At 60.4% G+C, this 11897-nt stretch carries 11 protein-coding genes; 5 read left to right on the top strand and 6 right to left on the bottom strand.

Annotation, left to right across the window (positions count from 1 at the left end; translation table 11 throughout):
* Window positions 1-2: 2 nt before the first annotated feature.
* The 4 genes from AC56DI_RS15870 to AC56DI_RS15855 all read left to right on the top strand — a co-directional run bounded on the left by AC56DI_RS15870 (window position 3) and on the right by AC56DI_RS15855 (window position 4952).
* Complete coding sequence (locus tag AC56DI_RS15870) at window positions 3-602, top strand: hypothetical protein (protein WP_496347010.1); 600 nt, start codon at window positions 3-5, stop codon at window positions 600-602.
* 12 nt (window positions 603-614) lie between these two features.
* The gene (locus AC56DI_RS15865; RefSeq protein WP_496347009.1) at window positions 615-1385 is read left to right on the top strand and encodes a Fic family protein; all 771 of its coding nucleotides are present in this window, start codon (window positions 615-617) and stop codon (window positions 1383-1385) included.
* 5 nt (window positions 1386-1390) lie between these two features.
* Complete coding sequence (locus tag AC56DI_RS15860; RefSeq protein ID WP_496347008.1) at window positions 1391-1747, top strand: hypothetical protein; 357 nt, start codon at window positions 1391-1393, stop codon at window positions 1745-1747.
* A 160-nt stretch (window positions 1748-1907) separates the two neighbouring features.
* Window positions 1908-4952, top strand: coding sequence for a type I restriction endonuclease subunit R (locus AC56DI_RS15855; RefSeq protein ID WP_496347007.1), 3045 nt, complete (start codon window positions 1908-1910; stop codon window positions 4950-4952).
* 52 nt (window positions 4953-5004) lie between these two features.
* On the opposite strand, the gene AC56DI_RS15850 is transcribed toward AC56DI_RS15855, so the two are convergent.
* From AC56DI_RS15850 to AC56DI_RS15840, 3 genes are read right to left on the bottom strand one after another with little or no spacing between them, the layout of a single operon-like run.
* Complete coding sequence (locus AC56DI_RS15850) at window positions 5005-5799, bottom strand: thymidylate synthase (RefSeq protein ID WP_496347006.1); 795 nt, start codon at window positions 5797-5799, stop codon at window positions 5005-5007.
* The gene (gene lgt, locus AC56DI_RS15845) at window positions 5796-6602 is read right to left on the bottom strand and encodes a prolipoprotein diacylglyceryl transferase (RefSeq protein ID WP_496347005.1); all 807 of its coding nucleotides are present in this window, start codon (window positions 6600-6602) and stop codon (window positions 5796-5798) included. The genes AC56DI_RS15850 and lgt overlap by 4 nt, the downstream gene beginning before the upstream one ends.
* Window positions 6603-6621: 19 nt before the next feature.
* Window positions 6622-7416 (bottom strand): sulfite exporter TauE/SafE family protein, encoded by a 795-nt coding sequence (locus AC56DI_RS15840; protein WP_496347004.1) that lies wholly within the window; start codon window positions 7414-7416, stop codon window positions 6622-6624.
* Window positions 7417-7523: 107 nt separating this feature from the next.
* On the opposite strand from AC56DI_RS15840, the gene AC56DI_RS15835 reads away from it, so the two are divergent.
* Entirely contained in the window at window positions 7524-8294 is a 771-nt protein-coding gene (locus AC56DI_RS15835; RefSeq protein WP_496347533.1) for an NRDE family protein, read from the top strand.
* Here the strand turns inward: AC56DI_RS15835 and AC56DI_RS15830 are convergent.
* From AC56DI_RS15830 to AC56DI_RS15820, 3 genes are read right to left on the bottom strand one after another with little or no spacing between them, the layout of a single operon-like run.
* Window positions 8265-9101: a DUF6929 family protein gene (locus AC56DI_RS15830; RefSeq protein ID WP_496347003.1), complete on the bottom strand. Its 837-nt coding sequence runs from the start codon at window positions 9099-9101 to the stop codon at window positions 8265-8267. The genes AC56DI_RS15835 and AC56DI_RS15830 overlap by 30 nt on opposite strands.
* A complete protein-coding gene (gene ptsP / locus AC56DI_RS15825; RefSeq protein ID WP_422588699.1) occupies window positions 9098-11377 on the bottom strand; it encodes a phosphoenolpyruvate--protein phosphotransferase in 2280 nt (759 codons plus the stop codon). The genes AC56DI_RS15830 and ptsP overlap by 4 nt, the downstream gene beginning before the upstream one ends.
* Before the next feature lie 21 nt (window positions 11378-11398).
* The gene (locus AC56DI_RS15820; RefSeq protein ID WP_324518912.1) at window positions 11399-11878 is read right to left on the bottom strand and encodes an RNA pyrophosphohydrolase; all 480 of its coding nucleotides are present in this window, start codon (window positions 11876-11878) and stop codon (window positions 11399-11401) included.
* Between the last annotated feature and the right edge of the window lie 19 nt (window positions 11879-11897).

Raw genomic sequence — 11897 nt, 5'->3', positions numbered from 1 at the left:
CAATGGCAGTTGATGTTAATCAATACTTCAACGGCCTGCGCTCGTACTTAAGCGAAAAGTACCAAATCATCAAGCGCGACAACGGCCGCATAATTCTTGAAGAAAAAATATTTCTCCAAGGCGATGCCAAAGCAAAAACTTATACTGTGCGACTTGGATTTGACGGGGACGTAATAGTTATTCGTCTTGACAGAAAAAACCCACAAGGCAATTCAGACCCGCTCTTTCATTTCCTTGACGACGACTCTAAGCCATGGGCTAAAAAATGCGATTTTGTAGTATTCCACCTCAACAAGGGTCGCATTAGCGTTTACTGCTTTGAATTTAAGTCTGCCTCACTCCCTGATGGATTAGTCGACCAGCTAAGCTCAAGTCTAGCTTGGTGCAGAGCCATGCACAGCGTAATAAAACTCTACACCAATAAGACCAAACAAATGACACTCAAGAAATTCGTATTTTCATGCATGGAAGATCCGTCTAAATATTTAGATAGAAATAAATACATCAAGCGAGACCACACAATTCGCCATTACAACTACAGCGAACTAAATGGCCTGAATCTTGAAGATCTCGAGCATGAAAACCCCGAAATCATTCGCTGAGCGGAGCGCCTGATGCAAGTCGAACAGTTCACTTCCGGCAACTGGCTGCAGCAGTACCAGTACAAGAGCTTTTCGCCGACGCCGATCAACTGCGAATGGCAGTGGCTCGACCCGCAGCTCAATACCCTGCTGGAGCGTGCCTCGCGGGCGCTGGCGGAGCTGAATGCGCTGTCGCTGATGGTGCCGGACGTGGACCTGTTCATTCGCATGCATATCGCCAAGGAGGCCAACACCTCTAGCCGCATCGAGGGCACGCAGACGCAGATGGACGAAGCGCTGATGCGCCGCGAGCAGGTGGCGCCGGAGAAGCGCGACGACTGGCAGGAGGTGCAGAACTATATCGAGGCGATCAATACCGCCGTCGAGGACCTCAAGCAGTTGCCACTGTCCATCCGTGTGCTCAAGCAGACCCATGCGGTGCTGATGCAGGGCGTGCGCGGCGATCACAAGATGCCGGGGGATTTTCGCACCTCGCAGAACTGGATCGGCGGCAGCAACCTGAACAACGCTGTGTTTGTGCCGCCGCATCCGAGCGAGGTGCCGGACCTGATGGGCGACCTGGAAAAGTTCTGGCACAACGAGCAGGTGCAGGTGCCGGATCTGATCCGCATCGCCCTGAGCCATTACCAGTTCGAGACCATCCACCCCTTTCTCGACGGCAACGGCCGCATCGGTCGCCTGCTGATCACCCTGTATCTGGTGGACAAGGGCCTGCTGCACAAACCGGCGCTGTACCTGTCGGACTTCTTCGAGCGCAACCGTGGTGCCTATACGACGCGCTGACGGTGGTGCGCAGCTCCAATGATTTGCTGCACTGGCTGCGCTTCTTCCTCACCGCCGTGGTGGAGACCGCGACCAGCAGCAAGAACACCTTTATGGCGATCATGACCCTGCGCCATGAGGTGGAGCACCAGATTCTCACCCTGGGCAAGCGGGCGGAAAACGCCAAGAAACTGCTGCTGCATCTGTACCAGCAGCCTATGGTCAGCATTGGCGATGTCTCGGAGATACTCGACGTGACGCATCCGAGCGCTGCGGCCCTGGTGAAACAGCTCGAAAGCCTGAACATCCTGGTGGAAACCACCGGCTATGGCCGCAACCGACTGTATCTGTTCAAACGCTATTTCGATCTATTTATGGCCTAAGGGTCTGGCTTACACACACGAATACATATGTAAGAACCACAAATAAACCTTACATATGCATTTCCTTATGTAAGGTTAAGCAGCCCATCATTACATATAAATGGCTCTATGTAAGAAAGCACCCTTTACGTTCATAGAGCAGCTCACAGAAGGACCGACCGTGGCCAAGAAGCACAGCGAAGGGCAGTTTGAAGAAGCCATCGTGCATGACCTGTTGCACGAGGCTGGGCTAAGCCAGGGCCATAGTCAGGTTTTCGACCCCGCTCGCGCACTGGAGCCGGCCAGCGTGCTGGACTTTATCCAGCGCACCCAGCCCAAGGTGTGGCAGAAGCTGCAAGCCATCCAGGGTGAAGGCGCTGGTACCCTGGTGCTCGACAGCCTGTGCAAGGAGCTGGACACCAAGGGCATGCTCAAGGTGCTGCGCCATGGCTTTAAGTGCTACGGCAAGCTGCTGCGGGTGGCCTACTTCGCGCCGAGCAATGGCCTCAATCCAGATACCCTGGCGCTCTATGCGCAGAACCGTGTGTCGGTGACCCGCCAGCTGTACTTCTCCGAGAAAGACAACAAGTCGCTGGATCTGGTGCTGTTTATCAACGGTCTGCCCATTGTCACTGCCGAGCTAAAGAACTCGCTGTCCGGGCAAACCGTCGAAGACGCCAAGCTGCAATACAAGACCAAGCGCGACCCGCAGGAAAAATTGTTCGAGTTCAAGAAGCGCGTCCTGGTTCATTTCGCCGTGGATCAGGACCTGGTCTTTATGACCACCCGCCTGTCCGGCGGTAAAACCGTATTCCTGCCGTTCAACCTGGGTTGCCCGATCACCCCGACGGAAACCGGCGCCGGAAACCCGCCGGCCACCGATGGCGGCTACCGCACGCGCTACCTGTGGCGTGAGGTCTGGCGGCGCGACAGCCTGCTGGATATCGTTGGCCAGTTTATGCATTTGCAGGTGGAGGAAAAGCGCATCGTCGTCGATGGGACGATCAAGAAAATCCGCAAAGAAAGCATGATCTTCCCGCGCTACCACCAGCTCGACGCGGTACGCCGGCTGATTGATCACAGCCGCACCCATGGCAGCGGATGCAACTATCTGGTGGAGCACTCGGCAGGATCAGGCAAGTCCAATTCTATCGCCTGGCTGGCTCATCGGCTGTCCAGCCTGCACAACACTAGCGACGCCAAGGTGTTCGATTCGGTGGTGGTGATCACCGACCGCCGCGTACTGGATCAGCAGTTGCAAGACACCATCTATCAGTTCGAACACAAACAAGGCGTGGTACAGAAGATTAACGAGGACACCAAGCAATTGGTGCAGGCGCTAGCCGGTGGCACGCCGATCATCATAACCACGTTGCAGAAGTTTCCCTTCGTCACCGAGACCCTAGAAAAACTCAACCAGCAGGGCAACCCGAACACCCTGACGATCAGCACCCAGGATAAACGCTACGCGGTAATCATCGACGAGGCGCACAGTTCTCAGTCCGGCGAAACGGCGATGGACATGAAGTACGTGCTCAACCAGCACGGCATCGAAGAAGCCGCCGCGCAGTACCGCGCAGACAATCCCGATGAAGAAAACGACGGCGTATTGCGCGAGATGCTCAAGCGCGGCCGTCAGGCCAATATCAGCTTCTACGCCTTCACCGCCACGCCCAAGTACAAGACCAAGCACGTGTTCGACGAGCCGGGGCCAAGCGGCACTGCCCCCTTCCACAAGTACGGCATGCGCCAGGCCATCGAGGAGCGCTTCATCCTTGATGTGTTGGCGCACTACACGACCTACCAGACCTACTACAAGCTAACCCAGTCTGCGGCCAATGACCCGCAGGTGCAACGCAAGAAGGCGGCCCTGGCCCTGGCGCGCTTCCTGACCCTTAACCCGCACAACATCAACCAGAAGACTGAGGTGATGGTGGAGCACTTCCGCACCCACGTACGGCACAAGATCGGCCAGCGGGCCAAGGCCATGGTGGTCACCGAATCGCGCCTGCATGCGGTGCGCTACAAGCTGGCCTTCGATGCCTATATCGCCAGTAGGGGCTATACCGACGTGAAGTCCCTGGTGGCTTTTTCCGGCAGCGTGGAAGACCCCGACTTCAAGGACAAGACCTACACAGAAGTGAGCATGAACGGCGGTATCTCCGAGCGCGAGCTGCCGGAAACCTTCGCCGGCGAGGAATACCGCGTATTGCTGGTGGCGGAGAAATACCAGACCGGCTTCGACCAGCCGCTGCTGCACACCATGTACGTGGACAAGAAGCTCTCCGGTATCCAGGCGGTGCAGACCCTGTCGCGCCTTAACCGCATGGCAAGCGGCAAGGAAGACACCTTCGTCCTGGATTTCCGCAACAGGCCCGAGGAAATCTTCGCGGCGTTCAAACCCTATTACGGCGAGACGCCCTATGAGGAACTGACCGACCCGCAGCACCTGTACCGCCTGCAGCACCAGATCGAGGAGCTGCAACTGATCTACGCCGACGAGGTGAGCGACTACTGCGCGCTGTACTTTGCTGGCAAGCGCAAGGAGAGCGTGCACGACCAAGCGAGGATGAACGGCATCCTCGATCTAGCGGTGGAGCGCTTCAAGCAGTTAGACGAAGAGGAACAGCTGGAATGCAAAGGGCTGCTGGTCAACTTCCGCAATCTGTACGGTTTCCTCTCCCAGGTGATGCCCTACCAGGATTCCGAGCTGGAGCGTCTGTACACCTACCTGCGATTCCTGCTGACCAAGCTGCCGCGCGATGCCAGCGGCCCCGGCTACCAGGTAGATGATGAGGTAAGCCTGGAGTACTACCGGCTGCAGAAGATCAGCGAGGGCAGCATCGATCTGAACCAAGGAGAAGCCACGGCACTGAAAGGCCCAAGCGATGTCGGCACCGGCCGACCGGGCGACGAGGAAGTGCCACTGTCGGAGCTGGTCAAGGCGCTGAACGAGCGCTTCGGCACCAACTTCACCGAGGCAGACCAGTTGTTCTTCGATCAAATCGAGGCCGAGGCCATCGCCAACGAAGACTTGGAGAAGGCGGTCAACGCCAACTCGCTGGAAGACTTCGGTTATGTGTTCCGCAAGGCCTTCGAAGGGCTGGTGATCGACCGTATGGAAGGCAACGAGGAAATCTTCACCCGCATCATGGCTGATGGCGATTTCCGTGACCTAGCGGCGGACAACCTACTGCGCAAGGTTTATAGGGCTCTGCGCAAGTAGTGCACCGCTTCTGAAACCACAGCTGGGTTACGGCTTTGGCGAACCCAGGGCCTTAAACAGCGACCGGCGCCGAGATATGCGGGTGGGCCTGGTAGCCGACCAGCTCGAAGTCCTCGAACTTGAAGGCAAACAGGTCCTTCACCTCGGGGTTGAGCTTCATCGTCGGCAACGGCAACGGCTCGCGGCTCAGTTGCAAGTCAGTCTGTTCCAGGTGGTTGGCATACAGGTGACAGTCGCCGCCGGTCCAGATGAAGTCGCCGGGCTGCAAGCCGCAGACCTGGGCAACCATCAAGGTCAGCAGGGCATAGCTGGCAATGTTGAAGGGCACACCCAGGAAGATGTCGGCCGAGCGCTGATACAACTGGCAACTGAGCTTGCCGTCAGCCACATAGAACTGAAACAGCGCATGGCACGGCGGCAGGGCCATCTGCTCGACCAGTGCCGGGTTCCAGGCCGAGACGATCAGCCGCCGCGAATCCGGGTTGCTCTTGATCATCGCGATCAGGTTACTGATCTGGTCGATCGAGCCGCCATTGGGGGTCGGCCAGCTGCGCCACTGGTAGCCGTACACCGGCCCGAGGTCGCCGTTCTCGTCGGCCCACTCGTCCCAGATACGCACGCCGTTATCCTTCAGGTACTTGATGTTGGTGTCGCCCTGAAGAAACCACAGCAGCTCGTGAATGATCGATTTCAGGTGGCACTTTTTGGTGGTCACCAGCGGAAAGCCATCGGCCAGATTGAAGCGCATCTGATGGGCAAAAAGGCTGTAGGTGCCCGTGCCGGTACGGTCATTCTTGAAGGTGCCGGTGTCACGCACCAGGCGCATCATGTCGAGATATTGTTTCATTGCGCGGCTCCTTGGACGGCCGGGGCACGGCGGTAGGCAAACACGATCAGGGCGATACCGCCGAGAATCATCGGCAGGCACAGCACCTGGCCCATGGTCAGCCAACCACCGGCCAGGTAGCCGAGCTGGGCGTCCGGCACGCGGACGAACTCAACGACGAAGCGGAAGATGCCGTACCACAGGGCAAACATCCCCGACACCGCCATGGTCGGCCGCGGTTTGCGGGTGTAGAGCCAGAGGATGGCGAACAACACCACGCCTTCCAGGGCGAACTGATACAGCTGGGACGGATGGCGCGCCAGTTGCGCGGCGTCGGTGGGGAACACCATCGCCCAGGGCAGATCGGTAGCCTTGCCCCACAGTTCGGCATTAATAAAGTTGCCGATACGCCCAGCGCCCAGGCCCAACGGCACCACTGGGGCGATAAAGTCCATCAGCTGGAAGAAGCTCTTGCCGTTGCGATGACCGAACCACAGGTTGGCCAGCATCACGCCGATAAAGCCACCATGGAAAGACATACCGCCCTTCCACACCTGCAGGATCAGCAGCGGGTCCTGCACATAGGCCGCCAGGTCGTAGAACAGCACATAGCCCAGGCGCCCGCCGAGCACCACGCCCATGGACGACCAGAACACCAGATCGGAGAGCTTGTCCTTGTTCCAGCTCGGGTCGAAGGCGAACAGGCGGCGCGACAGCAGCAGCCAGGCGCTGCCGATGCCGATCAGGTACATCAGGCCGTACCAGTGGATCTTCAGCGGGCCGAGGGCCAGGGCCACCGGATCGATTTGCGGATAAGCCAGCATTGCGACTCCTTAAAAACAGTTAAAGCAAAAAGCTCAGGCCTACGCTGAACAACAGCAGGGCGAACAATCGTTTGAGCAGGCGCGGCGACAACTTGTGCGCCAGGCGCGCGCCAAAGCGAGCGAAAAACATGCTGGTAATGGCGATGCCGGCCATGGCGGGCAGGTAGACAAAGCCCAGGCTCCACTCCGGCACGTGCGGGTTCTGCCAGCCCACCAGAATAAAGCTCAGTGCGCTGGCGGCGGCAATAGGCAAGCCGCAAGCCGACGAAGTGGCCACCGCCTGCTGCATGGGCACACTGCGCCAGGTTAAAAACGGCACGCTCAGGGAACCACCACCGATACCGAAAATCGCCGAAGCCCAACCAATCACCGCACCTGCGACGCTTAGGCCGAGCGGGCCAGGCACGGCGGCGCCGGCTTTGGGTTTCAGCTCCAGGGCCATCTGCACGGCAATCACCAGGGCGAACACACCGATGATTTTCTGCAGCATGGGGCCCTGAATGGCGGCGGCGGTTAGCGCACCAACCCCGGCACCAAGCAAAATGCCAACGGTCATCCAGCGCACCAGTTCCCAGCGCACCGCGCCCTTGCGCTGGTGTTCGAGCACGGCATTGATTGAGGTGAAGATGATGGTGGCCAGCGAGGTACCGACCGCCAGATGGGTCAGTACTTCCGGGGCAAAGCCCTGGGCGGCAAAGCTGAACACCAGCACTGGCACGATAATCAGCCCGCCACCGACGCCAAACAGCCCGGCCAGCACCCCGGCGCAGGCGCCAAGCACAAGATACAGCAGCAGATATTGCACAACGTCCATCGGTGCCTCCCGCACAATCCGCCATGGTAACGGATGCCGACACCCGCCTGCACTTGTCTGGCGAGAAGGATTAGGATCGAAATGTGTTCCCTACTGAGATCTGCGCCATGTGCCTGATTGTCTTCGCCTGGCGCCCCGGCCATGAGGTGCCGCTGCTGCTGGCGGCCAACCGCGACGAATTCTATGCCCGCCAGAGCCTGCCGTTAGGCCACTGGGACGACGAGCCGGGCGTGTATGCCGGCCGCGACCTGCAAGCTGGCGGCACATGGCTGGGCCTCGGTCCCGACGGGCGGTTTGCTGCCTTGACCAATATCCGTGATCCGCGCCAGGCCATTGGCCCACGCTCACGCGGTGAACTGCCGGCGCGGTATCTGACCAGCACGCTGGCACCGGCGGAGTTTCTCGCGCAACTGGCGCCACAGGTGAGTGAGTTCAGTGGTTTCAACCTGCTGTTGGGTAACGACAAGGAACTCTGGCACTACAACCCGCGCAGCGGTGCGCCGCGACCGCTGTCCGCCGGCGTCTATGGCGTCAGCAATGCCGACCTCGACAGCCCCTGGCCGAAGCTGCTGCGCGCCCGCAGCGGGCTGCAGCAGGCGCTACCAGCGGGTGACGACGAAGCACTCTTCGCCCTGCTCGCCGACCCGCAGCGCGCCGCCGATGCCGAGCTGCCCGAGACCGGCGTGGGCCTGGAGATCGAGCGCTTGTTGTCCAGCGTATTTATTGCCAGCCCTGGCTACGGCACCCGTGCCAGCACCCTGGTCAAGGTCTACGCCGACGGCAGCCGACACATCCATGAACGACGCTTCGGCCCCGACGGGGTGGCGCTGGGCGAGACCTGCCTGCGTTTACGGCAGGACCAGACGATACAACCATGAACGGGCTTCGCGGCTGTCGGGGTCATTGACCAGCCGCAGGCTGCCATCGGCGACCCGGCACAGGCCTTCGATCTTGGCCTCGCCAGCTAACGGCCACAGGCTTTGCACCCGCCCGGCGTGCCAGCAGCCCACCACGCTGCCGAGGCAGGCGCCGTCGTGGTAACTGGACTTGGTGGCCTCGGCAGCAGCCGCAAACAGCAGGCGCCCCTGAGCATCCAGGCACAGGTCGGTAAAACTCAGCGGCACACCGTGCAGGGTGCCCAGCTCGACGGCGTGCACAGCGCGCAGCACCTCGGCATCCAGACCATCACCCGCCAGCTGCTGCATAAGCGTGGCCAGATCGAGGCGGATCAACGCGTTGATACTGCCGGCGCTGTTGCCGCGCTGGGCCAACCACAGGTGCTCGCCCTGCACCACTGCACCTTCCAGATTGAGGTCCTGTAGCTGGCTTTCGAGGGCCAGGTACAGCGCCGTCAAGTCCAGCACCCGCGTCACGCCGGCCTGCCACAGCACACCCCGCCGGCGCGCGGCGGTGGAGCCAGAACCCAGGGCCAACAGGGCGCCGCCCGGTAATTGGCAGAGCATTTCAAAGTCGGGTTTCAGGCGTTTGCGCGCCTTGGCGGCGCTAGGCAGGCTGCCGGCCAACAAGGGCTGCTGGTCGATAAACACACCGTTGAGGTCGTAACGCTGCAGCAGCAACTCATCGTCAGCCAGCAGGTAGAGCAGATCGTCCGCGCAGACCAGCGCGCTGGCCGCCGCCACCTGCAACTGCGCCAGCGGCTGCAGGACCAGCGGCGTCTGGCTCATGCCTGAATGGTTGCCGCCGGATTGATCACTCGCGCCAGACCAAGGTTGCGCAGGGCCAGGTCGAGGGAGCTGTGGATGACTTGCGGGTTGTCGATGCGCAGCAGTTGCGCCAACAGTTCGCGGGCCTTGCTCAGGCTGATCTGGCGCAGCAGCCATTTCACCTTGGGCAGGTTGGTGGCGTTCATCGATAGGCTGTCGAAGCCCATGGCCATCAGCAGCACCGCCGCCGACGGATCACCGGCCATTTCGCCGCAGATACTCACCGGTTTGCCTTCGGCGTGGGCGCCATCGACCACCAGCTTCAGCGCCTGCAACACGGCCGGATGGAGGAAATCATAAAGGTCGGCGACCCGCGGGTTGTTGCGGTCCACGGCCAACAGGTATTGGGTCAGGTCGTTGGAGCCGACCGAGATAAAGTCCACCTGACGGGCCAGCTCACGGATCTGATAGACCGCCGCCGGCACTTCGATCATCACCCCGATCGGCGGCATGGGAATGTCCACGCCTTCGTCGCGCACTTCGCCCCAGGCGCGATGGATCAGGTGCAGGGCCTCTTCCAGCTCGTGAGTGCCAGAAATCATTGGCAGCAAAATGCGCAGGTTATCAAGGCCTTCGCTGGCCTTGAGCATGGCACGGGTCTGCACCAGGAAGATTTCCGGGTGGTCGAGGGTCACACGAATGCCGCGCCAGCCGAGGAACGGATTGCTTTCTTTGATCGGGAAATACGGCAACGACTTGTCGCCACCGATATCCAGGCTGCGCATGGTTACCGGCAACGGATGGAAGGCCGCCAGTTGTTCGCGGTAAATCTTGGCTTGTTCTTTTTCGCTGGGGAAACGCTCGTTCATCATGAACGGCACTTCGGTGCGGTACAGGCCGACACCCTCAGCGCCGCGCTCCTGAGCGCGCTTCACATCGGCCAGCAGGCCGGTGTTGACCCACAGCGGCATGCGGTGGCCGTCAAGGGTTTCGCACGGCAACTCACGCAGTGCTTCCAGGCCTTTGACCAGTTGGCGCTCTTCCTCGACCACAGCGCTGTACTGACGCGACAGCTCGGCCGAGGGGTTGGTGAAGACTTCGCCGTGGTAGCCGTCGACGATCAGCTGGATGCCGTCGATCTTCGAATACGGCAGATCGACCACGCCCATAACCGTGGGAATGCCCATGGCGCGGGCCAGAATCGCCACGTGGGAGTTGCCCGAACCGAGCACCGAGACCAGGCCCACCAGCTTGCCTTCCGGCACTTCGCCGAGCATCGCCGGTGACAGCTCTTCGCTGACCAGAATGGTGTTGTCCGGGTAGACCAGAGTTTCTTCGCGGGCTTCCTGCAGGTAGGCCAGCAGGCGGCGGCCGAGGTCCTTGATATCGGACGCACGCTCACGCAGATATGCATCGTCCATCAGCTCGAAGCGTTTGACGTGCTCGCCGACCACTTGGCGCAGCGCGCCCTGGGCCCATTGCCCGGAGGCAATCACGCGCTCGACTTCGCCCGCCAGGGCGGCGTCTTCGAGCATCATCAGGTAGACATCGAACAGCGCCCGTTCCTCCGGGCGCAACTGGGTGGCCAGCTTGGCCGACAGGTTACGCATGTCGGCACGCACGGCTTCCAGGGCGCGATGAAACAACGCCTGCTCGGCGGCCACATCAGCCACCTGCTTGTCCGGCACCACTTCCAGGTCCGCCGGGGGCAGACGCACCATGGCCGTACCCACGGCGGCACCGGGCGAACCCGGCACACCGACGAACTTGGCTTCCTGAATGCCCTTTCCCTGCTTGCCCAGGCCGCGAATCGAGCCGGTGGCCTCGGCGTGGGCAATAACCCCGGCCAACTGCGCACTCATGGTGACCAGGAAGGCCTCTTCGCCCTCGTCGAACTGGCGGCGCTCCTTTTGCTGGATCACCAGAACACCCATCACCCGCCGGTGGTGGATGATCGGCGCGCCGAGGAAGGAGGCGTAGCGTTCTTCACCGGTTTCGGCAAAGTAGCGGTAGCGCGGGTGATCGGCGGCGTTTTCCAGGTTCAGCGGTTCTTCGCGGGTGCCCACCAGGCCGACCAGGCCTTCGTTGGGCGCCATGCTGACCTTGCCGATCGAGCGTTTGTTCAAGCCCTCGGTGGCCATCAGCACGAAGCGGTTGGATTCGGGGTCGAGCAGGTACACCGAGCAGACCTGACTGCCCATGCTTTCTTTGACGCGTTGCACAATGATCGTCAATGCCGACTTGAGGTCTTTGGCGGCATTCACTTCCTGGACGATCTTGCGCAGCGTACCGAGCATGCTCAAGTCAGTTCTCCGTGGTCAGTCGCGCGCCAGCAGGCGCGGGGCAAGTTCCTTGAGGGCGCGGCGATAAACCTCGCGCTTGAATGTCACAACCTGGTCCAGCGGGTACCAATAACTGACCCAGCGCCAGCCATCGAACTCCGGCTTGCCGGTCAGGTCCATGCGCACCCGCTGCTCATCCGAGAGCAAACGCAGCATGAACCACTTTTGTTTCTGACCGATGCACAGCGGTTGGCTATGCGTACGAACCAGACGCTGCGGCAGACGATAACGCAACCAGCCGCGGGTGCAGGCGAGAATCTTCACATCCTGCTCTTCGAGTCCGACTTCTTCGTTTAATTCACGAAAAAGTGCCTCTTCTGGCGTCTCGCGATCGTTGATTCCGCCTTGCGGAAACTGCCAGGCATCCTGATTGACACGCCGCGCCCAAAGGACCTGGCCCACATCATTGGTCAGAATGATGCCGACATTCGGGCGAAAACCATCGGAATCAATCACGGCACACAACCTCGTAAAC

It is taken from the genome of Pseudomonas sp. BGA-UO-ETr-WB11 (genome assembly GCF_059567785.1).
This window is presented reverse-complemented; position numbering and strand designations above follow the sequence as displayed.